Annotated in this window: 20 protein-coding genes and 4 pseudogenes; 12 read left to right on the forward strand and 12 right to left on the reverse strand. The window is 69.2% G+C overall.

What is annotated here, in order from left to right; all coding sequences use genetic code 11:
- Window positions 1–37: 37 nt before the first annotated feature.
- The 4 genes from QA802_RS06400 to QA802_RS06415 all read left to right on the forward strand — a co-directional run bounded on the left by QA802_RS06400 (window position 38) and on the right by QA802_RS06415 (window position 3,790).
- On the forward strand, window positions 38–883 hold the full coding sequence (locus tag QA802_RS06400; protein WP_053847073.1) for an IS5 family transposase: 846 nt from the start codon (window positions 38–40) through the stop codon (window positions 881–883).
- A 526-nt stretch (window positions 884–1,409) separates the two neighbouring features.
- Entirely contained in the window at window positions 1,410–1,850 is a 441-nt protein-coding gene (nsrR, locus tag QA802_RS06405; RefSeq protein WP_319132152.1) for a nitric oxide-sensing transcriptional repressor NsrR, read from the forward strand.
- Window positions 1,851–1,942: 92 nt separating this feature from the next.
- Window positions 1,943–3,133: a globin domain-containing protein gene (locus QA802_RS06410; protein WP_334518810.1), complete on the forward strand. Its 1,191-nt coding sequence runs from the start codon at window positions 1,943–1,945 to the stop codon at window positions 3,131–3,133.
- 252 nt (window positions 3,134–3,385) lie between these two features.
- Window positions 3,386–3,790 (forward strand): nuclear transport factor 2 family protein, encoded by a 405-nt coding sequence (locus QA802_RS06415; protein WP_319132157.1) that lies wholly within the window; start codon window positions 3,386–3,388, stop codon window positions 3,788–3,790.
- A gap of 275 nt (window positions 3,791–4,065) precedes the next feature.
- Here the strand turns inward: QA802_RS06415 and QA802_RS06420 are convergent, their stop codons facing one another.
- Complete coding sequence (locus tag QA802_RS06420) at window positions 4,066–4,503, reverse strand: DoxX family membrane protein (protein ID WP_334518812.1); 438 nt, start codon at window positions 4,501–4,503, stop codon at window positions 4,066–4,068.
- A 64-nt stretch (window positions 4,504–4,567) separates the two neighbouring features.
- Here QA802_RS06420 and QA802_RS06425 point away from each other — a divergent pair.
- Window positions 4,568–5,282: pseudogene (locus QA802_RS06425) on the forward strand (helix-turn-helix transcriptional regulator).
- Between the two features lie 34 nt (window positions 5,283–5,316).
- On the opposite strand, the gene secD reads toward QA802_RS06425, so the two are convergent.
- The 3 genes from secD to QA802_RS06440 form a co-directional block, all read right to left on the reverse strand.
- Entirely contained in the window at window positions 5,317–7,593 is a 2,277-nt protein-coding gene (gene secD, locus QA802_RS06430; protein WP_319132163.1) for a protein translocase subunit SecD, read from the reverse strand.
- A gap of 531 nt (window positions 7,594–8,124) precedes the next feature.
- Entirely contained in the window at window positions 8,125–8,790 is a 666-nt protein-coding gene (locus QA802_RS06435; protein ID WP_319132165.1) for a response regulator transcription factor, read from the reverse strand.
- Entirely contained in the window at window positions 8,787–9,737 is a 951-nt protein-coding gene (locus QA802_RS06440) for a HAMP domain-containing sensor histidine kinase (RefSeq protein WP_319132167.1), read from the reverse strand. Before QA802_RS06440 ends, QA802_RS06435 begins: the two co-directional genes overlap by 4 nt.
- 346 nt (window positions 9,738–10,083) lie before the next feature.
- Here QA802_RS06440 and QA802_RS06445 point away from each other — a divergent pair, with 346 nt between their 5' ends.
- From QA802_RS06445 to QA802_RS06460, 4 genes and pseudogenes are all read left to right on the forward strand, one after another.
- A complete protein-coding gene (locus tag QA802_RS06445) occupies window positions 10,084–10,410 on the forward strand; it encodes a TraR/DksA family transcriptional regulator (protein ID WP_334518816.1) in 327 nt (108 codons plus the stop codon).
- A gap of 46 nt (window positions 10,411–10,456) precedes the next feature.
- Window positions 10,457–10,831: a TraR/DksA family transcriptional regulator gene (locus QA802_RS06450; RefSeq protein WP_334518818.1), complete on the forward strand. Its 375-nt coding sequence runs from the start codon at window positions 10,457–10,459 to the stop codon at window positions 10,829–10,831.
- 23 nt (window positions 10,832–10,854) lie between these two features.
- Window positions 10,855–11,633: pseudogene (locus QA802_RS06455) on the forward strand (hypothetical protein).
- Window positions 11,634–11,692: 59 nt separating this feature from the next.
- Window positions 11,693–12,313 carry an Rv1733c family protein gene (locus QA802_RS06460; protein ID WP_334518819.1) on the forward strand — a complete coding sequence of 207 codons (621 nt, stop codon included), beginning with the start codon at window positions 11,693–11,695 and terminating at the stop codon, window positions 12,311–12,313.
- A 569-nt stretch (window positions 12,314–12,882) separates the two neighbouring features.
- Here the strand turns inward: QA802_RS06460 and QA802_RS06465 are convergent.
- The gene (locus QA802_RS06465) at window positions 12,883–13,770 is read right to left on the reverse strand and encodes a universal stress protein (RefSeq protein ID WP_334534358.1); all 888 of its coding nucleotides are present in this window, start codon (window positions 13,768–13,770) and stop codon (window positions 12,883–12,885) included.
- Between the two features lie 315 nt (window positions 13,771–14,085).
- On the opposite strand from QA802_RS06465, the gene QA802_RS06470 reads away from it, so the two are divergent.
- On the forward strand, window positions 14,086–16,854 hold the full coding sequence (locus QA802_RS06470) for a cation-translocating P-type ATPase (protein ID WP_334518821.1): 2,769 nt from the start codon (window positions 14,086–14,088) through the stop codon (window positions 16,852–16,854).
- A gap of 81 nt (window positions 16,855–16,935) precedes the next feature.
- Here QA802_RS06470 and QA802_RS06475 read toward each other — a convergent pair whose 3' ends face one another.
- Both QA802_RS06475 and QA802_RS06480 read right to left on the reverse strand, forming a co-directional pair.
- Complete coding sequence (locus QA802_RS06475; protein WP_334534361.1) at window positions 16,936–17,412, reverse strand: DUF488 domain-containing protein; 477 nt, start codon at window positions 17,410–17,412, stop codon at window positions 16,936–16,938.
- A gap of 72 nt (window positions 17,413–17,484) precedes the next feature.
- Window positions 17,485–17,817, reverse strand: a complete 333-nt coding sequence (locus QA802_RS06480) for a cupin domain-containing protein (protein ID WP_334518823.1) — start codon at window positions 17,815–17,817, stop codon at window positions 17,485–17,487.
- A gap of 219 nt (window positions 17,818–18,036) precedes the next feature.
- Between QA802_RS06480 and QA802_RS06485 the strand changes: the two genes are divergently transcribed.
- A complete protein-coding gene (locus QA802_RS06485; RefSeq protein WP_334518825.1) occupies window positions 18,037–18,507 on the forward strand; it encodes a universal stress protein in 471 nt (156 codons plus the stop codon).
- Window positions 18,508–18,631: 124 nt separating this feature from the next.
- Here QA802_RS06485 and QA802_RS06490 read toward each other — a convergent pair.
- The 5 genes and pseudogenes from QA802_RS06490 to QA802_RS41895 form a co-directional block, all read right to left on the reverse strand.
- Window positions 18,632–19,861, reverse strand: a pseudogene (locus QA802_RS06490) (aconitate hydratase); the annotation flags it as partial.
- 29 nt (window positions 19,862–19,890) lie between these two features.
- A pseudogene (locus QA802_RS06495) lies at window positions 19,891–20,193 on the reverse strand (transposase); the annotation flags it as partial.
- A 4-nt stretch (window positions 20,194–20,197) separates the two neighbouring features.
- Window positions 20,198–21,559: an IS30 family transposase gene (locus QA802_RS06500; RefSeq protein WP_443042057.1), complete on the reverse strand. Its 1,362-nt coding sequence runs from the start codon at window positions 21,557–21,559 to the stop codon at window positions 20,198–20,200.
- Window positions 21,472–22,284 carry an IS3 family transposase gene (locus tag QA802_RS06505; protein ID WP_503461624.1) on the reverse strand — a complete coding sequence of 271 codons (813 nt, stop codon included), beginning with the start codon at window positions 22,282–22,284 and terminating at the stop codon, window positions 21,472–21,474. Before QA802_RS06505 ends, QA802_RS06500 begins: the two co-directional genes overlap by 88 nt.
- Window positions 22,281–22,580 carry a transposase gene (locus QA802_RS41895; RefSeq protein WP_503461616.1) on the reverse strand — a complete coding sequence of 100 codons (300 nt, stop codon included), beginning with the start codon at window positions 22,578–22,580 and terminating at the stop codon, window positions 22,281–22,283. The genes QA802_RS06505 and QA802_RS41895 overlap by 4 nt, the downstream gene beginning before the upstream one ends.
- Window positions 22,581–22,589: 9 nt before the next feature.
- Here QA802_RS41895 and QA802_RS06510 point away from each other — a divergent pair, with 9 nt between their 5' ends.
- Window positions 22,590–23,306, forward strand: coding sequence for a glycosyl hydrolase family 65 domain-containing protein (locus tag QA802_RS06510; protein WP_503461610.1), 717 nt, complete (start codon window positions 22,590–22,592; stop codon window positions 23,304–23,306).
- Window positions 23,307–23,371: the final 65 nt, after the last annotated feature.

The following is a 23,371-nucleotide window of genomic DNA, read 5'->3' on the forward strand; positions in this document are numbered from 1 at the left end:
ATATGCCCGGGTGTGGTCCTCGTGCATGAGTATCCCCATGACCTCCTCGCAGCAGCGCCAGCCGTACCTGAGCGATCTGTCCGATGCCCGCTGGGCATTGATCGAGCCGACGTTGACGGCCTGGCGGGCCGAGCGGCAGAAGACCTCGCTCAACCTCGGGGGAAAGGTCACTGACCTGCGGGAAGTCATGAACGCGATCCTCTTCCTCAACCGGACCGGCGTCCCCTGGCGCTACCTGCCCCATGACTTCCCGCCGCACACCACCGTGTTCGGTTACTTCAGCGCCTGGACCGCCGACGGCACCATCGAGAAACTCGGCCTCCACCTGCACCGGATGGTCCGTGAGCAGGCAGGACGCACCGCCGAACCCACTGCCTGTGTCATTGACGCCCAGAGCGTCAAGACCGCGACCAGCGTTCCCACCGACACCCAAGGCACCGACGCCGGCAAGAAGATCGTCGGACGCAAACGCAGCATCGTCGTCGACACTCTCGGCCTGTTACTGCTGGTCATGGTGACCGCCGCCAGCGTCTCGGACAACGCGGCCGGTATCCAGCTCCTCACCCGCGTCGCCGCCGACCACCCCACCATCAGCAAGGCATGGGTCGACACCGGCTACAAGAAGAAGGCCATCGAACACGGCGCCTCGCTCGGTATCGATGTCGACGTCGTTCCACGGAACGAGCAGGTCAAAGGCTTTTCCGTGATCCCGCGGCGCTGGGTCGTGGAGCGGAGTTTCGGGTGGATCATGATGCACCGTCGCCTCGCCCGCGACTACGAGACCAAACCGGCGCACTCCGAGAGCATGATTCGCCTCGCGATGATCTCCAATCTCGCAAAACGAGCGACGGGTGAAACGGTCATAACCTGGCACAAACCATGAACTATCGCTTCTTCAAGCAGGACGTCCTCTCAAGAAGCTCCTTGAACGCCCCTTCGACATCGTGCTGTAGCAGCCACACCCTCCGTACGAACGACCAGATGGCCACTACCGCTTGCAGGGAATCGGGACGCAGCAGGCCCAGTGCGCGGCTACCGCCAGGAGAATGGATTCGCCAAGTACCCAAAAGCCACCGCACGAGGCACAAGGGGCCCCAGCGGCACGCCGATCTCGTTCAGGCTGTGCGGGGCGGCGCGCCGTCGCGACCACGCCGAAGCCAGCCTCCATCAGGTCAACGGTGGCGCCCGACGCACTCGCCCGCCCTCGGTGCGGCGTTCACGGTTCTCGTCCTGTCCGCAGGGCTGCGACGGCAGCCGCGCCGCGTCCGTTGATGCTGGACCGAGCGCGATCCGAACTGCCAGCCCTCAGCCGAGACGACACCGGAAGCCGTCGGTCCGTGACGCACTCCACACCATCAGAGGCACCTTCAAATAGGTATCAGACATTCGTATTTGTTAGCGTCCGGTCTGTGCGACTGACAAAGTTCACCGATCTGGCGCTGCGTTCCGTCATGCGTCTGGCGGTCTGTGCCGACCACCAGGTGCTCACCACCCGCGAGGTGGCCGAAGCGGTGGCTGTGCCATATACGCACGCAGCGAAAGCGATCACGCGCCTGCAGCACCTCGGCGTGGTCGAGGCCCGGCGTGGCCGCGGCGGCGGACTCGCCCTGACCGCCCTCGGCCGGCGCGCATCGGTGGGCTGGCTGGTGCGAGAGCTCGAAGGAGAGGGCGAGGTCGTTTCCTGCGACGACCCGCCGTGCCCCCTGCGTGGAGCCTGCCGTCTGCGGCGTGCACTGCGCGACGCCCAGGAGGCGTTCTACGCCACGCTCGACCCGCTGACCGTGGCCGATCTCATCACCTCACCCACCGGGCCGGCACTTCTCGCCCTCACCGGCCGCCCACCGCAGTAGCCCAAGTCACTGACGCCCGCCCCGGACACACCCCAGGGGCGTGGTCACCTGCAGATCTAAATACTCATTTCATTTACCAATTAGGAGTCGCAGTGCTGTCCGAGCAGTCCGCCCCCGTCGTCAGGACCACCCTTCCGGTGGTCGCAGCCGCCATCGGGGACATCACCGAACTGTTCTACCGGAAGCTGTTCGACGCCCATCCCGAGCTTCTGCGGGACCTGTTCAACCGTGGCAACCAAGCCAACGGCGAGCAGCAGAAGGCGCTGGCCGGCTCCATCGCAGCCTTCGCGGGCCTGCTGCTGGAGAAGCCGGACGCCCGGCCCGACGCGATGCTCGCGCGGATCGCGCACAAGCACGCGTCGCTCGGCATCACCTCCGCCCAGTACAAGATCGTCCACCGCCATCTCTTCGCGGCGATAGCCGAGGTACTCGGCGACGCGGTCAGCGACGAGGTCGCCGCAGCGTGGGACGAGGTCTACTGGCTCATGGCCAACGCGCTGATCGCCGTAGAGGCGCGCCTCTACCAGGAAGCGGACGTCGCGGAGGGGGAGGTCTGGCAGGGCATGGAGATCACTGCACGGCACCAGGAGGCGCCCGATGTCGTCTCGTTCCTCCTGAGGCCCGCCGACGGCCCTCCGGCCTCCTTCCGGCCTGGCCAGTACGTCAGCGTTCAGGTCGAACTCGCCGATGGCGCCCGGCAGATCCGCCAGTACAGTCTCTCCTCGGCTCCCGGCCGGCAGGACTGGCGTATCAGCGTCAAGCGCGTCCACGACGTGGTGCGGCCCGACGGTGAGGTCTCGACGTGGCTCCATGACCACGCCCGGCCCGGCGACGTGCTCAACGTGTCGGCGCCGTTCGGCGACCTAGTCCTGTCTGAGGGCGACGGTCCGCTGCTGCTGGCATCCGCGGGGATCGGCAATACTCCCATGCTGGCCATGCTCGACCACCTGGCCTCCACCGGCTCCGACCGTCCCGTCATCGCGGTCCACGCCGACCGCTCCCCCGCCGAGCACGCGCACCGCGCGGAGCAGCTCAGCCTCGTGCGAGCACTGCCGAACGCCCGGTATCACCTGTGGTACGAGGTGCCCGGCGATCACGCACCACAGGCAGCACCTGGCCAAGCCGACGTGAGCAGCCTGGAACTCCCGGCAGACCTGACCGCCTACCTGTGCGGGCCGCTGCCGTTCATGCGGGCGGTGCGCGGCGGCCTGCTGCGGCACGGCGTGCCCGCCGAGAGGATCCACTACGAGGTCTTCGGCCCGGACCTGTGGCTGGGTCAGTAGAGGCCGATCCGGGATCGTAACGCCAGATCGTCCCCCGACCTGGCGTTACACGGGTCTTCGCCGCTGGCAGGGACGGGCTCATCATGCCGCACAACGGGTTTGGCCTTCCCGCAAGTTGTCAAGGCGGGGGGCACCTGCGCCACCGTCGGCGCATCCGGCTCACGCCAGACCAGAACCCAGGATCTCCGAGCGCAGCTGCGATACGCCTCACCCGCACGCGAATCCATCCCCATCAGTGCCGAGGAGCCCCGCATGCCGCCTCATTCCCCTCGTGCCATCGCCGCCGACCTGCGCGACGCCCTGCATACTGCCGACCCCCGGCTTCTGGAGTCACTGCTCCACCCCCAGGTGCTGTGGGTTAGCGCCGGCCCCGGCGAACCTCAGCGCCAGGGCCGGGCTGGCGTCCTTCGCTGGCACCAGGACCGTCATGACCAAGGCGTGCGCGTGCACGCGGAGGAGATCTTCACCTTCCCCGCCGCCGTCGTCTTGGCCCTGCGCGTCGCCGATCCTGGCATTGCCGTCACCGCGGACGAACCGCCTGCTTTGTACTACCGGGTCTTTCATCTCTTCCACGACCAGGTCATCCGCATCCGCGACTACACCGAACGCGCCCCCGCCCTCGCCGCCGCTCACGGGTCAGCGGCCCCCAGCCTTTGACACAGGTCACCGGCCCGCTCGCAAGGGAGCTGATCAAGGGCCGCCACCAGGCAGGAGGGCAAGCCTTTCGTGGGCGGGTTCGGAGGGGTCACGACGCCTGGTCTGCGAGCGTCCATGCCCCAGCGTGTCTTTGCCGACAGCAAGGACACGCTGGGCCCACCGAGTGCCCGACTTGCCGTAGCCAGAAGGGCGATGCCGCCAGCGTCGCCACGAGCCCTGGCGAGCGGCCCCCAAAAGGCCCGCCGCCAAAGCCATTCAGTATGAATCGTGCCGGTTCAGTGGCGCCGCTCGCCGTGGTAGCGCTCGGCGAGGCGGGCGAGTGCGACGGCAGCGAGGAGGAGGCCGAAGTCGCGCAGCGCGATGTCGTAGTAGTCGGGGATGGTCAGGAGGTTGACGATGATGCCGGCCAGCCAGCCGGCCACCAGCCAGGCTCCGAAACGGGGCGCGAGGGCCACGGCGATGCCGGCGACGATTTCGATCACGCCCACGGCGTACATGGCCGCCTGGGCGCTGCCGGGAACGACGTCGTTGATCCACGGCGCGAGGTAGGCGGGCCAGTCCACCAGCAGGTTGGCGAACTTGTCCAGCCCGAACAGGATCGGGGCCACCGTGAACGCGGTGCGCAGGATCGCGAACGCCTGATAGCCGGGATCGGCGAGCAGCGCACGCCGCGGGGCGGCGGCAGGCGGGGTGCTTGCGGTTGCGGAGGACACGACGACCACTCCTTCTATCGACAACTCTCACTATTTATAGAAACTCCGATCCCTTCTTTAGTCAATGGCTGCGGGTTTTACACTGGTGTTCGTGGACGACCCGAAGGAAGTACGCGACACCGACGTCTCCGCCGTCGCCGTACTGGACGAGCCGACCCGCAGGAGGTTCTACGACCATGTGGTGCGCCAGCCTGATCCCGTCAGCCGCGACGAGGCTGCCGCGGCGCTGGGGCTGGCGCGGCAGACCGCGGCGTTCCATCTCGACCGTCTCGCCGATGAGTTGCTGCTCGACGTGGTCTACGAGCGGCGCAGCGGTCGGACGGGGCCGGGGGCGGGCAGACCCGCCAAGCTGTACCGGCGCTCGATGAGACAGATCGCGGTCAGCCTGCCGGACCGGCGCTACGAGCTCGCCGCGACGCGGACGCCGAAGGCGGCTCTTGGCCCAGGCCGTGGAGGAATCCGCGGCAACCGGCGCGCCGGTGCGGGAGGTGCTGCACCGCAAGGCCGAAGAGTTCGGCGCGCAGTTGGGCGAGCCGGACGGCACAGACCTCTTCGGTCTGCTGGAGCGGTACGGGTTCGAGCCGCGACATGAGGCAGACGCCATTGTGCTGGGCAACTGCCCCTTTCACGCCCTGGCGCGTGAGCACACGCAGACGGTGTGCGGCATGAACCTACACCTGATGCACGGTGTCCTGCACGGGCTGGACGAAGGCAGGTACACGGCCTGTCTGTCGCCCAGCCCGGGCCGGTGCTGTGTCCGGTTGGAGCCTGTCGTCTGATCATCACGGACGACAGGACCGGACCTCCCCGACCTCAGCGGCGCGCGCTGGCCCTGACCGCAGGGATGCGACCAGTCCCGCCGTGCTGGTGCAGGACGATGGCCAGCGGTGTTGCGGTGAACATCGAGGAGTACGTGCCCACCGCGAGGCCGATGAGGAGGGCGAGGGCGAAGTCGGTCAGGGTGTCGCCGCCGAGGACGGCCAGGGCGGTGAGGATGAATGCGGCGCCCATGCCGGTGTTGACGGTGCGGGGCAGGGTCTGCAGAAGCGCCTGGTTGGCGATGCGGACGAAGGGCATCTTGCGGTCGTGGCGGCCGAGTTCCCTGATGCGGTCGAAGACGACGACGGAGTCGTTGACGGAGTAGCCGATCACGGTAAGCAGCGCGGCCAGGAAGACGCCGTCGACGGGCTTGCCGAGCCAGGCGAAGAGGCCGATGAGGATCACGACGTCGTGGGCGAGGGCGGCGACCGCCGAGGTGCCCAGGAGCCAGCGGAAGCGTGCCGCGAGATAGATCAGCTGGGCGGCGAGGGCGACAGCGAGGGCGATGAGGGCGCCTTGGCGTAGTTCCTTGCCGAGGCTGGGGCCGATGGCTTCGTCGCGGATCTTGTCGGCTTGGCGGGTCAGGTCCGTGATGGTGTTGGTGATCGCCGCTGCCTGGGTGTTGCTCAAGTGGTGGGTACGGACGGTGAGTTGGTTCTCGCCGGAGGTCTGGACGACGGCCCGGGGGAATCCCGCGTCGGCGAGCGCGGTGCGGGCCCGGTCGGCGTCGACGGGGGCGGCCGTGGTGTATTCGATGAGGCGGCCACCGGTGAATTCGACGCCGAAGTCGAGGCCGCGCACGGCGATGCCGGAGGCGGCCAGGACGAGGGCGGCGGCGGAGGCGGCCAGCCACCGGCGCGGGTGGCGCATCAGGTTCGGGTGGGTACGGGCGAGGCGATCGCGGACGGTGCCGGTGTGGGCGATGCCGGTGAGGTGGGGACGGCGGCGCAGGCGGGGGCGGGCGACGGCGTAGTCGGCGAGGGCTCGGGTGATGACGAGGGCGCTGAGCATGGAGGCGAGGACGCCGATGCCCAGCGTGACGCCGAATCCGCGCACAGGTCCGGAGGCGAGGAAGAACAGCAGGCCGGCGGCGATGAGGGTGGTGATGTTGGAGTCGGCGATCGCGCTGAAGGCCCTGCGGAATCCGGCAGTCAGGGAGGACCGCGGGGTGGGGCGGTGGCGAGCGGCGTACTCCTCGCGGGCGCGTTCGAAGACGAGCACGTTGGCGTCGACCGCCATGCCGATGGCCAGCACGAAGCCGGCGAGGCCGGGCAGGGTGAGGGTGGCGCCGAGGGCGGCGAGGGCGGCGTAGGAGATGAGGCCGTAGCAGGCCAGGGCGACGGTGGCCAGGGCGCCCATGAGCCGGTAGACGGCGATGATGAACAGCGAGGTCAGGGCGGTGCCGATGACGGCGGCCCAGGCGCTGGCCCTGATGGCTTCCGCGCCCAGGGTGGGGCCGACGGTGCGCTGCTCGATGGTCTCGACCGGAACCGGCAGGGCGCCGCCGTTGATGAGCAGGGCCAGCTCTTTCGCTTCGCTGTCGTTGAAGGTGCCGGTGATCTGGGTGGAGCCGCCGCTGATGCCGGACCGGCAGGCGACGGACGGGTCGACCTGCGGCGAAGAGATGATCTTGTCGTCCAGGACGATGGCGACCCGGCGGGCCGGGTCCCCGGCCGCACGGCAGGCGGCCTCGCCGGTCAGGCGGGCCCACCCCTGTTCGCCCGATCCCCTGAAGTCGACGGTGACATGCCATCCGGCACCGCCCTGCTGGTCGAAGCGGGCCGCTGCTCTCTCGACGTCCTTGCCGGTCAGTGAGGGCGCCTGAAGGCGCAGAAGTTGGCCGGACTCGTCGGCCATGACCTGCTCGCGGGGCCGCTTGGGCAGCGGAGTGGGCAGGTCGTCGGCCTCGGCTGCCGTGCCGAGTACCTGGTGGAAGGTGAGCTGGGCGGTGCGGCCGAGCACGTCGGCCGCCTTGCGGGGATCTTGCAGGCCGGGCAGTTCGACGACGATCCGGTCGCTGCCGGAGCGGGCGATGCCGGGTTCGGCGACACCGAGCGCGTCGATGCGGCCGCGCAGCACCTCCACGGTGCGGTCCGTCGCCTCACCGTCGGCGTCGGCAGCGGCAGCGGCGGTGGGGCGGGTCTCCAGCACGATCTGGGTGCCGCCCCGCAGATCGAGTCCGAGGTGGACGGGCACGGTGAGCGCGACGTACAGGGGCAGGGCAACGGCAGCGAGGGCGATCAGCCCTCTGATGTGCGGGGATCGGTTCACAGCGGGCCTCCGGCAGGCACACCGCGGCCAGGAGTGTGGCTGCGGCCAAGAAGGGAGAAGGGGTGACGGTTCAGATGCCGGAGAGCGAGGGGGGTGCCCTCACGCCGTGCCGAAGTGACGATTGCTCCGATGCAGGCTGGACTGCTGCCGAAACCGGGGGCTGCGCGGGCCGGAGCGGGCCGGTCGCTGTGTCAGGTGACGCGCCCGGGACAGAGACGGGCGGCACGTGGCGTTCGCCAGTGGCATCCCGATGGCTCCGGACCGCTGCGGTGGAGACAGCGGGGTCCGCACTGGTCGCGTACGGCTCACCGTGCGCCGACTCCTCGGCCGCTAGCAGCGCGCCGACCGGTGCGCCATCGTGCGTACCGCCCAGGGCGGGCGGGCTGAGCAGCGTGAGGAGGAGGGCGAGCAGGGCGGCCCACGCCAGCCGGGGGCCTCGAGTGCGCGAGACAGTGTGCGTGTAGTGGGCCACCACCGCCCCCTTTCCCTGTTGGTGGCCTTCCGCCCCGGGCAGACCGGCAGTCAGCGGGCTCAGGCTTGGATGAGGCCCGCGCGGATCGCGTAGCGGGTGAGTTCCAGCCGGTCACGCAGGCCGAGCTTGTGCAGCAGGTTCTCCCGATGCCGGTGGACGGTCTTGATGCTGATGAAGAGCATCTCGGCGATCTCCTTGGACGAGTGCCCCTCGGCCACGAGCTTGAGGACCTCCTCCTCTCGCGGGGTCAGCACCTGATCGGGCGGCTCCTCACCGTGGCGGACCCGGTCGAGGTAGTTGCGGATGAGCGCGGTGACCGCACCCGGGTAGAGGAAGGGCTCGTCGCGCATGGCGGCGCGGCATGCCGCCACCAGGTCGCGGTCGGCCACGGACTTGAGCACATATCCGCTGGCGCCGGCCTTGAGCGCCTGGAAGAAGTACTGCTCGTTGTCGTGCATCGTCAGCATCAGCACCCGCACGCCGGGCTTGAGGGCGAGAAGTTCCCGGGTGGCCTGCAGGCCGGTCATCCGGGGCATGGCGATGTCCATCACCGCCAGGTCGACCTCATGGGTGCGGGCCAGCTCGATGGCCTGCGCGCCGTCCCCGGCCTCGGCGACGACCTCCAGGTCCGGCTCCCGGTCGAGGATGAGCCGCACCCCGCGCCGTACCAACGCATGATCGTCGGCGAGGAGGATACGGATCACGGATGTGTGCGGCGTGGTCATGGCTGCTTCCTGAGGGGCACGGTGAGCCGGACCGTCGTGCCGGCCTGCGGCTGGGAGGTGACATCCAGAGTGGCCCCGATCAGCAGGGCCCGCTCGCGCATTCCGCGCATTCCCGCTCCTTCTCGGGCCACCCCGGTGCCGCGGCCGTCGTCGGCGACGGCCAGCACCACCGCCTCGCCGGTGTGGCGCAGGCTCACCTCGACCTGGCCGGCCTCGGCATGACGGGCCGCGTTGGTCAGGGCCTCCTGGGCGACGCGGTACAGCACCAGCTCCGTCTGATGGTCCAGCGCGGGCAGGCCGGTCTCGAAACGACGCACCACCCGCAGCCCTACGTGGGTGGCGAACTCGCTGGTCAGCGAGGTCAACGCGCTGACCAGACCGAGGTCCTCCAGTACGCCCGGCCGTAGCCGACGCACCAGACGCCGTACCTCGTCCAGGCTCCCCCGGGTGATCTCCTGTACTTGCCGCAGGTCACCGCGCAGGGGCTCGTCCGCGTCGTCGGCGGCCCGCTCCAGCGACAGCAGGATCGCGGTCATGCTCTGGCCCACCTCGTCGTGCAGTTCCTGGGCGATGCGGCGCCGCTCGGCTTCCTGCGCGAACAGGGCGCGGGCACTGCTGGACGCCCGTTCGTGTTCGAGGCGCTCGAGCATGGCGTTGAAGGTGCGGATCAGTTCGGCGGTCTCACCGCGTCCTCCTTCCGGCAGCCGTTGCCCGGGGCGCAGCAGATCGACGGTGGTCATCAGCCGGGTGAGCCGGTCGAGCGGGGCCAGGCCGATCCGCAGAAGAGCGGCGTTGGCGACCAGCATGACGACCAGGCCGCCCACGAGGATGACCGCCTCGGTCAGGACCACTGGCACGGAGACGGTCACGGGTGCCCACAGCAGCAGCGCGGTGGCGCTTCCCAGTACCACCGCGTTGAGCGCGAAGATCCGCCAGAACAGGGACACCGAGATGACGCCTTTCTCCGTGTGACACAGCCATGTCTCTACTGTCGGTCACCGCGCACCCCGAGCGTGAGCTGCGTCCACTGGTCCTGACCGGCCTGCTGTCCAGGCTGCCCGCTGCCGGCTCCGTCGTCGATGGGCTCCAATCCCCATTTCCATGCGCCTGGCCTCCCCACCCCGCAATGGGCCCTGCGCCATGCCACAGATGGGTATCGCGCCCGATGGGCTTTGTGCGGCATCGCGGCCACGGTAGAGGCATGAACCAGCCCCCGTGACTCTCCCCCCGCTCCTGGCCCCAACGGCTACCCCGCCCGGCGCACCCCACCTCACGTGGAAGGAAGGAATCGCCATGTCACTCGATACGCCCCAAACCGAAACCCGCCCTGAACGGCTGACGGCGCACGAGGCCCTCCAGCGCCTCGAACACGAACGGGCCTCCCGCCTCACCCAGCTGCGGGCCATCGACGAGGCCCGGGCTGACGCGGAGGAACAGGTGATGTCCACGCAGAAAGACACCATCCAGCGCGTCCTCGCCGAGGTCGAGGCCGCCTTCGCCCGCGTCCAGGACGGCAGCTACGGCATCTGCCAGGGCTGCGCCAGGACGATCCCGGTCGAACGCCTGGAAATCCTGCCCTACACCCCGTTCTGCGTCCCTTGCCAGCGCAACGCCGTCTGACAACCGCCCGTCCGACCTTCCTCTCCCGCCCTGCCCAGGGGGTGACTTGGTGAACGACCAGATCATCGACGACCGCGACACCAACCTGTCGATCGAGGACTTCGCCGCACTGCGCGAGAACCTGCACGAGCAGCGCCTGTTCCGCCAGGAGCAGCTGCACCAGCTCTCCACCGCCGCCACTTCCCGCGCCGACGCGTTCCGCGACCGGCAGGCCGCCTCCCAGATCGAGGTCCGCGTCAAACTCGCCGCCTCCGCCCGCATGGTTCTGGCCGACGTCGAAGCGGCCCTCACGCGGATGGACCAGGGCCGCTACGGCACCTGCCACCTGTGCCGCAGCCCCATCGCCCGCGAGCGACTGCTGATCGTGCCACAGGCCCGCTACTGCGCCCGCTGCCAACAGGTCAAGGAGGCCGACCGGTGACCACCGTCCCCAGCCCCCGTCCCATGGCCGCCCGCCACCGCTCGTGGCCCTGGTGCCGGCAGTGCACGGGCATCGCCCTCGATCTCGGCAGCGCCCGCACCCGCGCCTGGACGTCCGGACGGCGCATGATCCTCGACGTGCCCACGGTGACCTTCCCGGGCACCGGTGCCATGTATCCCATCCAGCGCGGGGCGATCGTCGACACCCCGGGAACGGCCCGGATGCTCGACCGGCTGCTCGGCCACCGCCTGCCCCGCTTCGGCCGCCCGCTGCTCATCCTGACCACGCCCGTCCTGGGCGGAGTCACTTACCGTGCCGAAGCCCGCACCGCAGTGGACGTCCTGCGCCCGCGCACCGTGCTGACCGTCCCCACCGCCCGTGCGGTGGCGATGGCCGCGGACGCCGACCTCACCCGTCCCCTGCTCGTCGTCGATATCGGCGCCCACCTCACCGAGGTCACGCTCCTCACCGACGGTGCGGTGACCGACGCCCGCCACACCGCCCTGGGCACCAGCGACCTGGACAGCCTCACCCCGCCCGCGCAGATCACCGGCGCGGTCGTCGCCATGCTGACCGCCATGCTGGACCAGGACCGCACCTCCCAGACGCTCGACGCTCTCCAGCGGGGCGCACTCCTCGCCGGCGGGGCGCGCTGCGACCCGACATCACCTACGGCCTCACCGGCCAGCTGCACGCCCCCTTCCAGCCCGTCCCCTCTCCCCACACCGCCGCAGTCCGCGGCGCAGCCAAACTCCTCCAAGCCGCCCACGCCCACCCCTCCACCACCACGCAGCCTCACTGACCCACCACCTCGGCAAGCGCCCAGCGATGCTGCCACGCTCATGCGGAAGGAGAGACACCGTGGCCCGCGCAACACCCCCGGCACACCCTCCCGAAGAACTCCCGCACATCCTGCTGTGGCGATGGCGGCGCAACCCCCTGCGCCGTCGCACCGACCTCGCACAGGCGTGGATCGCCGTCGGACTCTTCCTGGCCGTGCTGGCCGCCACCCCCGCCGCCATGTTCCTCATCGGTGACACCGCCTACCGCCACCACAAGGAGACCGCCCGGCACCAGGCCGCCACCCGGCACCACACCCCCGCCGTACTGGTCCACGATGCACCCCGCCATCCAGAGCCGGGATCGTACGAGGCGAAGAAGACCCTGTACCCGGCCACCGTCCGCTTCACCGACCCACACGGCCACATCCGCACCGCGAAGACAGACGTCGCACCCGCCCTGACCGCCGGCAGCACCGTCCACGTATGGGTGAAGGCCGAAGGAAAGATCACCGACCCGCCCCTGACCACGGAACAGGTCCGCAACCGCACTATGGTCTATGCCGTTCTCGCCGCCCTGGCCGTCCCGCTCCTCGGCGCTGCCGCCTACGGCCACGCCAACCGCAGGCTGGAGCGACACAACCTTGCCCAGTGGGACGCAGCCTGGGCCGATGTCGCCCCCCGGTGGACCACGTCTCGCTGACCCGCTGGTCCGCCACCAAGGTCTCCCGTCAGCAAGTACGAATCCCCATCGGCAGTCTGCTCAGTGAGGGCTTGTTGGACGAACTGTTCCTCACAACAACCGGACGGTCGCTCAGCACCTCGCTCTTCCAGCCCGCCACCCAGATCCCCGCCCGCCACGGGTCTCGGCGCTCAGGAAGCGCACGTCCTCACGGTGTCTCGTGCGCGCCCCGGCAGTGCCGCACTGGCGTCGCACACAGAGCTTTCGGAGGACTCACCTGTGCAGGGATGTCGGGTGGCGTCTCCCAGGAGACACGACCGGGGCACCACAGGGGCGCCGTTCGTACTTCGCTGTGCCTCTTCGAAAGGCGTGCAGGTTCGCAGAATCCTGGACGCCACCTGACGTGAACCCACACGCCGAGCTTGCATTCTGGCCGCTTCGACGGCGGGTTCGGCGCGGATTTGCAGGCTTGAGCCACCGGGGCAGGGTTTGATCAAGCTGCCCATTGCCGTACGCCGACCGCACGCTTCGTGCTTTGCCCAAGGCACAGCAACACTGTTCCGTCCGTCAACAGAATGACTCAGCGGCGGTCAGGGGCTATCGGCGGTTCCGCGGACCACCGCGACGGGGCAGTGTGCATGATGCAGCATTGCCTGGCTCACCGATCCGAGCAGCAGTCCGGCGAAACCGCCGCGTCCGCGCGCACCGACCACCAGCAGTTGGGCCGTCCGGCTCGCCTCGATCAGCGCTTCCCGCGTCCCGGCGTGAACGACCGCGCGCTTCACCTTCACGCCCGGGTACGTCTCCTGGTGGCCGGCAAGCGCCTCGGACAGTAAACGTTCCTCCCCCGCAGCGAGCGCTCCCGGCTCGTTCGCGTACGGCACCGCCTCGTCCTGCGGCGCCGTCATCGGCGCGTTCCATGTGGTCCAGGCGTGCAAAGCAACGATGTCGACCCCGCGTAGCGCCACCTCGGTGAAAGCGAAATCAACCGCTTCGGCACCGGCCGAGGAGCCGTCGACGCCCACCACGATCGGCCCCGCGCCCTCACCTTGCTCGCGAACGACCAGGACGGGGCACCGGCCATGAGCTGCCAGATGCACAGCCGTCGATCCCACCATCAGCCCGACGAAGCCTCCCATACCGCGCGACCCGACAACCACGAGCTCCGCGGCACGTGATTGCGCTTCCAGGACCGTCAGCGGTTCACCGGTCACTACAGCGCGGGCGACGTCGACCTCAGGTGCCACCGTCCTGGCGCGCTCCTGCGCTTCGGCCATCAGGCGTTCCACCATGTTGCGCAAGCCGCTCTCAGGCGGGCCCGGGAAAGACCGGCCCAGCGGTACGTGCATGGCGGGCCAGATGAACGCATGCACCAGCCGCAACCCTGCGCCGCGCCACCGTGCCTCCCGTGCCGCCGCCTCCACCGCGGCCAAACCCGAGGCAGAACCGTCTACGCCCACCACGACCAGACCGCTCATCATGCCTCCCGTATCCGTACCTTTTAGGGTGACTCCGGCGCCTGCCTGCTGCCAGCGGATCAAGAGACCATCGCCTGGGCCCAGGCATCCCGCCGCGCACCCAGGCGGGGGATGCCGCCTATCAACCAGGTGGCGGTTCAAACACGAAGCCATCGAAAGGTCCGGACGGCACGTTGTGATCGAGGGTGACCGGCCTCGAAGGGGGTTGGACGGATCGAGCGGTGGGTTTCGGCGGCCAGCGGCTGGCGTAGGAATGCAGTCCCGCAACGCTGCGCCCGTACTGCGGCAGCGGCCGCTCGCAGGAACAATGAGGGCATGGCTCCGTCGACGAGCTCGGGACTGCCGCCCTCCTGGCACGCTCTGGCTGCCCGTGAAGTGGCCGCCGGACTCGATGTGGATCCTTCCTTTGGGCTCCCGTCGTCTGAGGCGGCCCGGCGGCTTGCGGAGTATGGGCCGAACCGGCTCGCCGAGGCGCCGCGAGAGCCCGCATGGCGGGCGTTCCTACGGCAGTTCCAGGACCTGCTGATCGTCATCCTCCTGATCGCCGCAGCGGTCAGCCTGGTGGTGTCACGGGAGTGGGAGACACCGGTGGCGATCGTCGTCGTGGTGTTACTCAACGCGACGATCGGGTACGTACAGGAGTCCCGCGCCGAGGCGGCGCTGGATGCCCTGCGGCAGATGACCGTGACCACCGCCACCGTCCGTCGTGACGGCCGACTGGTGCGATTGGACGCCGAGGAACTGGTGCCCGGGGACGTAGTCGTCCTGGCGGCCGGAGACCGGGTGCCCGCGGACGGCCGCCTGTTTGCGTCGAGCTCGCTGGAAGTGCAGGAATCCGTCCTGACGGGTGAGGCCCTGGCCGTGGCGAAGTCGGCCGACGCCGCCGTCGGGGCCGAGGTGCTACTGGCAGACCGGGTGACCGCGGTGTACATGAACACGGCGGTCACCCGCGGTCGCGGGGAGGTGCTGGTCACCGACACGGGTATGGCCGGCGAGACCGGCCGCATCGCCGACTTGCTCCACAAGGCCCAGCCGGGGCCGACACCGCTGCAGCGGCAGATCGACGCCCTGAGCCGCACCCTGGCCTGGGTCTCCGGGGTGGTCATCGTCGCTGTGTTCGTCCTGGGGCTGGTGCGCGGGCAGGATTTCGGTGACCTGTTCGTCAGCGCTGTGTCCTTGGCGGTCGCTGCCATTCCTGAAGGGCTGCCGGCCGTCGTGGCGTTCACGCTGGCCATGGGAACGGGCCGGATGGCCAAGCGAGGGGCGATCGTCAAACGGCTGGCATCGGTGGAGACCCTGGGCAGTACCTCGCAGATCTGCACCGACAAGACCGGCACGCTGACCTTGAACCAGATGACGGCGCGGGAGTTGCTGCTGGCCGGGCGCCGGTTCACGGTCTCGGGAGAGGGCTACTCCGTGGACGGCCGCATCCGCACCACCGACGGCTCGCCGGTGCCGGCCACCATGGACGACGCGCTGACCGCGATGGCCCTGTGCTCCGATGCCGTGATCCGGGACGGGCAGGTGGTGGGAGATCCGACCGAGGGTGCGCTGGTGGTGCTGGCTGAGAAGGCCGGCATCGATGTGGCTCGGCTGCGCCAGGAACGGCCCCGGCGACTGGAGATCCCCTTTGACTCCGCTTACAAGTTCATGGCGACCTTCCACGACTGGACCGACGACACCGGGCGCGAGGTGATCCGGTGCTTCGTCAAGGGTGCCCCCGATGTGCTGGCCGACCGTGCGGACCGCTACCTCGGCGGCGAGACGGTCCTGCCGTTCGAGCAGCAAGAGCGGCAGCGCTACGAGCAGGCCAACAGCGCTCTGGCCGGGCAGGGCATGCGGGTGCTGGCCCTGGGGGCGGAAGACTTCCCGGCCGAGGGCTTCCAGGCCCCCGCCGACCCGAAGAAGCTGCTGGACCGGGTGGTGCTGCTGGCTCTGGTCGGCATCGTCGACCCACCCCGCCCGGAGGCGCGCACGGCGATCGCCGAGTGCCGCGATGCCGGGGTCCGGGTCCGGATGATCACCGGCGACCACGCAATAACCGCCGGGGCCATCGCCGGTGAACTCGGGATCCCGGGGCAGGCCATCACCGGCGCCGAACTGGACCGGATCGACGACGACGCCCTGCCCGGCCGGCTCGACGAGGTGGGGGTGGTCGCCCGGGTATCGCCGGAGCACAAGATCCGGATCGTACGGGCGCTGCAGGCCCGCGGAGACGTGGTCGCCATGACCGGCGACGGAGTCAACGACGCACCCGCGCTGCGCCGGGCCGACATCGGGGTGGCGATGGGCGTCACCGGGACGGAGGTGACCAAGGAAGCCTCGACGATGGTCCTGACCGACGACAACTTCGCGACCATCGTGGCCGCCGTCCGCGAGGGCCGGGGCATCTACGACAACATCGTGAAGTTCGTCCGCTTCCAGGTCTCGACGGCACTGGGCTTCGTGACCACGTTCCTGGTCAGCTCACTGACCGGCCTGGCAGGGGGCGCACCGTTCACGGCACTGCAAATCCTGTTCGTCAACCTGGTGATGGACGGCCCGCCGGCGATGTCCCTCGGAGTCGACCCCGTCAGCCCCGACGCGATGAGCCGGCCTCCACGCCCGGCCGGCGAGCCCATCCTCGGCAGAAGGCGGCTTGCCCGGATCCTGTTGGCCAGCGCGGTGATGGCGGCAGGTACTCTCGCGGTGCTGACCTGGGGTCCAGGCCCGGAGGCGGAACCAGGGCAGGCCACCGTCGCGGGCACCATGGCCTTCGTCACCTTTGTCTTCTTCCAGGTCTACAACCTGCTCAACGTCCGGCATGACACACAGAGCGTGTTCAGCAGGCGGACGCTGGAGAACCCGTCCATGTTCGTCGCTGGTGCCGCTGTGATCGTGCTGCTGGTTCTCATTGTCGAGATGGACGCCCTGCACGGCTTCTTCACCACGATCGACCTGACCTCAAGCCAGTGGCTCGTGTGCGCAGCCGTCGGCTCGACCATCCTGTGGGCCGGCGAGCTGATCAAGACGGTGCTGCGGTCTCGTACCCGCCGCCGCACGCGCGCACGGACCAGGCAGCCGCGACCCAGCAGAGCACAGTGAGCTCGGGTCCTATGAAGCGCTCAACCATGGGCCCACGGCGGGCACCGATGTGACATCGAATGCGGCGCCGCGTATCGCTCTTCAGTGCTGGTCATACACGAGGAGGCCGTCGTCACGCAGCCGTGCACCAGGCGTCGGCCGGTGTTCGGTCAGCCGCCCGTCATGGGACAGGTGCAACACCGGGGTCCCGCGCGCGAGTACGGCGAAATCGGCGATGATCCGCCGGTGGCAGCGCCACCACACCGCCTCCGCGCACATGACCGTGGTGCGTACACCCGCGGCCTGCGTGAGTAGCTCATCCATTGCCGCCACGAACTGCGGGTCTCGCGTGTACCCGGCGTATCCGCGGAAGGAGGCGTTCTGCCAGAACGTGTCGGGTGAGTCCGGTGCGGTCCTGCGGAAGCCCCCGAGCCGGGGTTCCCATCGGTAGGCGATCCCCTGACGCGGCATCCACTGCTCCAGCGCGCCTCGGTTCGTGTCCGGGTTGTGGCGGCTTCCCGGAGCGGTGCGGACGTCTACCACCGCCAGCACCTCGGCGCCGTCGAGGAGGGCGCCCATCCGTTCTCTGGTGGCGGTGCTGTGCCCGAAGGTGAGCAGCTGTCCGCGGCTCTGGTCTGTGCGGCTCACACGTCAGCCGGCTTTGGCGACGGTGAGGAGCACCGCTGCGTCGTCGATCGCCTGGAGGGCGTGGCGGGCTGAGGGGATGACGATCAGGTCGCCGCTGCGCCCCTCCCAGGTGGTCTCGCCGCTGGTGAGCTGCACCCGTCCCCGCAGCACGAGCAGGGTTGCCTCTCCGGGGTTCTCGTGCTCGGCCAGCGACGTTCCGGCGGTCAGGGCGAGGACGGTCTGGCGCAGGGTGTGCTCATGGCCGCCGTAGACGGTGGTGGCGCTGCGCCCGCTGGAGGTGGAGGCGGCCCGTTCCAGTTGCTCGCGGGCCTGTGCGTCTAGGGAGATCTTCTGCATGTGCGGTCTCCAGGTACGTGTGTCGGCATCCATCCGATGGTGTGCCGTTCGAACAGTCCCGCATGGCTGTTGTGTCGCGACCGGCTGGACGCGCCGACCCGCACTGACTCCTACCCACTCGCCGGATCGGCGGGGTATCCCTGTCGGCTGCGGTTGTATGGCGGATAACACCTATCTCGCCCAGTGTGGACGTATATGAGAGTAGAAGGGGCGAATTTCATGAGTGGACGGGACTCGGCCTTGAACGTCGTGGTGGGTGTCGACGGGTCGCCTTCGTCGCATGCCGCGCTGCGGTGGGCGGTCCAGTATGCCGAGTTGATCGGCGGTGATGTGGTGGCAGTGGCTGCCTGGGAGCTGCCCTGGGCGTACGGATGGTCCGCGCCCGCAGTGGACCCCACGTTCGACAGAACCATCGCCGAGCAGGGCCTCGTCAACCAAGTGCACCAGGTTCTCGGCGAGTCCGGCGCTGCCCAAGTGCGAAAGCGTCTGGTCAAGGGGAATCCCGTCGAGGTGCTGCTCAGTGAGGCGGAAGGGGCCAAGGCTCTCGTGGTGGGCAGCCGGGGCATGGGCGGATTCCGTCGAACACTGCTGGGCTCCGTGAGTCAGCAGTGTGCAATGCACGCCACGTGTCCGGTCGTCATCGTTCGTGAGACTGTCGAGGTGACGGACGCCGGTGCCCAGGCCGAGTGAGGCGGGGCCCCTGCGGATGAGGGCCCCCCTTGGCGGCCCCAGCCCGTGGTGCACAGACGAGGCGGACGACTTTCGTGGGTTGTCGATGCTTCGGGGAGCCAGCGGTGCGGTTCTCGGCGCGGTGTCATGTGGTGAGCAGGGCGCGCAGGGCGTAGGGCAGGATGCCGCCGTGCAGGTAGTAGTCGGCTTCCGTCGGGGTGTCCAGGCGTACGCGTGCGGTGAAGCGTGTGGTGCCGCCAGTTCCTTCCGCCTCGACGGTGACCTCGTGGGGCAGCTCGGCCAGGCCGTGGATGGTGTACTGCTCCTCACCGGTCAGGCCCAGAGAGCGGGCGCTGTCGCCGGGGGCGAATTGCAGCGGCAGGACGCCCATCCCGATGAGGTTGGAGCGGTGGATTCGCTCGAATGATTCGGCCAGGACGGCCCTGACGCCGAGCAGCGCGGTTCCCTTGGCGGCCCAGTCCCGCGAGGATCCGGAGCCGTATTCCTTGCCGGCGATGACGAGCAGGGGGACTCCCTCGGCGGCGTACCGCATCGCCGCCTGGTAGATGGTGGTCTGCTCGCCGTCGGGCAGGTGCCGGGTGTAGCCGCCCTCGGTTCCGGGGGCCAGGAGGTTGTGCAGCCGGATGTTGGCGAAGGTGCCGCGGATCATCACCTCGTGGTTGCCGCGCCGGGAGCCGTAGGAGTTGAAGTCCTCGGGTGCGATGCCGTGGGTTTGCAGGTATTCGCCGGCTGGTGAGTCCCGTTTGATGGCGCCGGCCGGGGAGATGTGGTCGGTGGTGACCGAGTCGCCGAGCAGGGCCAGCACCCGGGCGCCGGCGATGTCGTCCGGTGGCCGCGGACTGCGGGGCATGTTCTCGAAGTAGGGCGGCTTGCGCACGTACGTCGAGGCGGGATCCCAGGTGAACAGGTCGCCCTCGGGAGTGGGCAGGGCCCGCCACTGTTCGTCACCGGTGAACAGGTCTGCGTAGCCGTCGGTGAACATGCTCGGCCGCAGGCTGGTGGAGATCACCTGCTGGATTTCGTCCTGGGTGGGCCAGATGTCGCGCAGGTGGACGGGTCGGCCGTCGTCGCCGGTGCCCAGCGGGTCGCGGGTGAGGTCGACCGCCATGGAGCCGGCCAGGGCGTAGGCGACGACCAGCGGTGGTGAGGCCAGGTAGTTCAGTTGTGTCTCGGGGTGGATGCGGCCTTCGAAGTTGCGGTTGCCGGAGAGCACCGAGGCCACGGTGAGGTCTGCCTCGGCGACCGCCTGCGACACCGCGGGAATCAGCGGGCCGGAGTTGCCGATGCAGGTGGTGCAGCCGTAGCCGACCAGGTCGAAGCCGAGTGTGTCCAAGTAAGGGATCAGGCCCGCGCGGGGCCTTGACCCGGAATCTTGGACACGGGCTATGCGGCTTGGGCCAGGGTAGTTGATGTTGTGTCGAGTGCTGTCTCGTAGGCGATGGGACTGCGTTGTCCGAGGCGGGAATGACGGCGTCGGGTGTTGTAGCGGTTGAGCCAGCGGAACGCGTCGAGACGGGCCTCGCGTTCGTTGGACCAGTGCTTTCGGCCCTGAAGCGTCTCGCGTTTGAACGTCGCGTTGAAGGACTCGGCGAGCGCGTTGTCCGCCGAGCTGCCGATCGCGCTCATGGACTGGCGGACGCCGGCCTGGCGGCAGGCGTCGGCGAAGGCCCGGCTGGTGTACTGGGCGAGTTCAACCAGTCGTTGCAACACAGGGCTGTTGCAGCGAGCGTAGCTGCTCTTCGAAGACCTCGGCCGGTGTCCGCCAACCGAGTACCTTGCGGGGCCGGTTGTTGATCGCCATGGCGACGGCTTCGAGGTCCGTGGACGACCAACGGGAGAGATCAGTGCCCTTCGGGAAGTACTGACGCAGCAGCCCGTTCGTGTTCTCGTTTGTCGGTCGTTGCCAGGGCGAGTGCGGATCGGCGAAGAACACCTTTGTCCCGGTATCGAGAGCGAACTGGGCATGACCGGAGAGTTCCTTCCCGCGGTCCCAGGTGAGGGTCTTGCGTAACTGCTCGGGCAGCGGTGCCATCGACGTGGTGAGCGCCGCGTTCATCGCGATCGCGCCATAGCCCCCGAGCGAGGGGCCGTTCTTCACGGGCGGCCTCTCGCCCCAGCCCTCAAGCCGGGGCAGGTGCACCAGGAGCGTGGAGCGGCTGCTGCGCTCGACAAGCGTGCCGATCGCGGAGCGGCCCGTCCCGATGATCAAATCGCCTTCCCAGTGTCCGGGGACCGCGCGGTCCCCGGCCTCGGCGGGGCGTTCACTGAGGATGACGTCCGCGGTGACATGCCCCTGCGGCTTGTTCTGCGACCGTGCACGGGGAACCCGCAGCGCCCGGCCGGTGCGCAGACACATGACCAGTTCCCGCTTGAGCGCGCCACGGCCCTCGATGAACAGCGCCTGGTAGATCGCTTCGTGGCTGATGCGCATGGACTCATCATCGGGGAAGTCGACACGGAGCCGGTGCGAGATCTGCTCCGGGCTCCATGCCGTCGCCCAACGCCTGTCCTGCCGATGCGGCTTGTTCAGCCCCTTCCACCCAGGCGTCTCAGGCCCGGTGACGATCATGCCGTCGGGGCGACGGACGCTGCCGGCGAGCCGCTCCTGCACGTACTCTCGCAACCTGTCGTCGCCTGCGAGCTTCGCGGTCTTCGGGCGCTTCGCAGCCTGCTGCGCTTTCCACTGCGCCACCAGAGCCCGGTAGACCGGTTTGCCGCCCCGGGTCGCCGCGTTGCGGCGCAGCTCGCGTGAGATCGTGCCCGCGTCGCGGCCGATCCTGCGAGCGATCTCCCGCACGCCGAACTCCTGGGCGCGCAGCAGCGCGATCTCCTCACGCTCGGCGAACGACAGATAGCGGCCGGTGGGCTCGTCCAGGCTGATCGGCGGCATCCCGCCAGCGTGACGGAACCACCGGGTTGCGACCGGCCATGAAACGCCAACAGCCACCGCGGCCTCTGCCGTCGTCACTCCCGACGCGATCCGCCGCCAGAAGTGGCGCTGCACCGCACGAGACGGCTCCGGCCGACCCGGTGAACGCATCGGCGGTCGCATCGCCCGATCCGCCGCCCACTGCCGTCGCGCTCCCGCAGGCGCCTTTGGCACCTTCTGCTTCCGGTCTCGTCCCATCGCATACCTCCGTGATCAAGGTGTTGCGACGACCAGTTGAATCCGCCCTGGGCTCCGTGGTCGGTGTGCATGACCGCCCCGGAGAGGCTGCCGCGGGTCCGTTCGGCGGCGGACAGGGCGTCGGTGACGAGGTCGGTGCGCATGTGGTCCGCGATCGCCCAGCCGGCCAGGCGGCGTGAGGCGAGGTCGATGACGGTGGCCAAATACAGGAACTTCCCGCCGTCCAGCGGGAGATAGGTGATGTCACCGACGTACTTCGTGTTCGGCTCGCTTGCCGTGAAGTCGCGGCCGATGAGGTCCGGGGCCTTCGCCGCGGCCGGGTCCGCAACAGTGCTGCGGTGTCTGCGGCGCAAGCGCATGCCCGATAGACCGGCACCCCGCATCACCCGCGCGATCCGCTTGTGGTTGACGCGCTCGCCCGCCTCGCGGAGCTCGGCCGTGATTCTGGGGACGCCGTAGGTGCCGTCCGACTCGCGGTGCACGGCCCGTATCCGGGCGGCGAGGCGGGCGTCGGCCGCCTGCCGGGCGGCCCGGTCCGCGGCCGTCGCCCGCCAGTAGTAGAAGCTGGAGCGGGCGATGCCCAGGATGATGCACAGCCGCTTCACGCCGTAACGGCGCTGATGGTCAGCGACGAACTGGAAGCGGTTCACCAGCGCGTCTCCCCGGCGAAATACTTCGCCGCCTTCCGCAGGATCTCGCGCTCTTCCTCCAGCTCACGGACCTTCTTCCGCAGAGCGGCGTTCTCCGCCTCCAACAGCGTCGGCGGCTCGGTCGGCACCTCCGCCCGGCGCCCCCGGGGCCGGCTCGCACCGGCTGCCCGGACCCAGTTGCGCAGGGTCTCGGGGTTGATCCCCAGATCGGCGGCGACCTGCCTGATCGTCGCCTCGGGCCGCGACTGGTACAGCGCGACCGCGTCCGCCTTGAACTGCGACGGATAGTTCTTCATGACCACGAGATGTCCGTTCTCAGATCCTCAGGATCAAGTGTCTCGTGTGTCCAGGATCAAGGGTCAAGGCCCTGGGGCGACTACCGGAAGCGGTACGGCGACATCCGGCGTCTCGACCGGATCCTGGAGGCGGAAGGCGACAGCGCCAACCGCTACCGGGCGTCCAAGCAGGCCGACGTGCTGATGCTGGCATACCTCTTCCCACCGTCCGAACTCCAGGGTCTCTTCGATCGCCTGGGCCACCGACTCGACGAGGACATCTGGCGGCGCACCGTCGACTACTACCTGGCCCGCACCAGCCACGGGTCCACCCTCAGCAGCGTGGTCCACGCCTGGGTCCTCGCCCGGGCCCGCCGCTCCGAGGCGTGGAGGTTCTGCCAGGAGGCACTGCGGAGCGACATCGCCGATGTGCAGGGCGGCACCACCGGAGAGGGCATCCACCTCGGCGCCATGGCGGGCACCCTCGACTTCGTCCAGCGCGGACTGCCCGGGCTCGAGACCCGCCAGCGAGCACTCTGGCTCGACCCCGTACCACTGCCAGAGCTGTCCTCGTACGAATTCGCCCTCCGCTACCAGGGCCATTGGGGCGTGCGGCTGCGTTTTGAGCGGGAAAGGCTCGACATTACGGTGCCCCCCTCCAACCGCTCCCCCATCGATATCCGCCTGCCAGACCGCTCGGTGTGCGTCCAGCCCGGGGAGACGTGCCAACTGCTGCTCCCGCACTGAAGCTCGTGAGCCGTGACCCCAGCGACCTTGCGATGTCGTGGGATGTCGGCCCGGCCGGTGCAGGC

The organism is Streptomyces sp. B21-105, assembly GCF_036898465.1.
Classification (GTDB): domain Bacteria; phylum Actinomycetota; class Actinomycetes; order Streptomycetales; family Streptomycetaceae; genus Streptomyces.

Excerpts from the sequence above, each read along its gene's own strand:
- QA802_RS06400 (WP_053847073.1), top strand. The coding sequence starts at position 38 with ATGACCTCCTCGCAGCAGCGCCAGCCGTACCTGAGCGATCTGTCCGAT.
- QA802_RS06445 (WP_334518816.1), top strand. The coding sequence starts at position 10,084 with ATGTCACTCGATACGCCCCAAACCGAAACCCGCCCTGAACGGCTGACG.
- QA802_RS06485 (WP_334518825.1), top strand. The coding sequence starts at position 18,037 with ATGAGTGGACGGGACTCGGCCTTGAACGTCGTGGTGGGTGTCGACGGG.
- QA802_RS06475 (WP_334534361.1), bottom strand. The coding sequence starts at position 17,412 with ATGGGCGCCCTCCTCGACGGCGCCGAGGTGCTGGCGGTGGTAGACGTC.
- QA802_RS06500 (WP_443042057.1), bottom strand. The coding sequence starts at position 21,559 with ATGCGACCGCCGATGCGTTCACCGGGTCGGCCGGAGCCGTCTCGTGCG.
- QA802_RS06465 (WP_334534358.1), bottom strand. The coding sequence starts at position 13,770 with ATGAGCGGTCTGGTCGTGGTGGGCGTAGACGGTTCTGCCTCGGGTTTG.
- QA802_RS06480 (WP_334518823.1), bottom strand. The coding sequence starts at position 17,817 with ATGCAGAAGATCTCCCTAGACGCACAGGCCCGCGAGCAACTGGAACGG.
- QA802_RS06510 (WP_503461610.1), top strand. The coding sequence starts at position 22,590 with ATGTCCGTTCTCAGATCCTCAGGATCAAGTGTCTCGTGTGTCCAGGAT.
- QA802_RS41895 (WP_503461616.1), bottom strand. The coding sequence starts at position 22,580 with ATGAAGAACTATCCGTCGCAGTTCAAGGCGGACGCGGTCGCGCTGTAC.
- QA802_RS06470 (WP_334518821.1), top strand. The coding sequence starts at position 14,086 with ATGGCTCCGTCGACGAGCTCGGGACTGCCGCCCTCCTGGCACGCTCTG.
- QA802_RS06415 (WP_319132157.1), top strand. The coding sequence starts at position 3,386 with ATGCCGCCTCATTCCCCTCGTGCCATCGCCGCCGACCTGCGCGACGCC.
- QA802_RS06435 (WP_319132165.1), bottom strand. The coding sequence starts at position 8,790 with ATGACCACGCCGCACACATCCGTGATCCGTATCCTCCTCGCCGACGAT.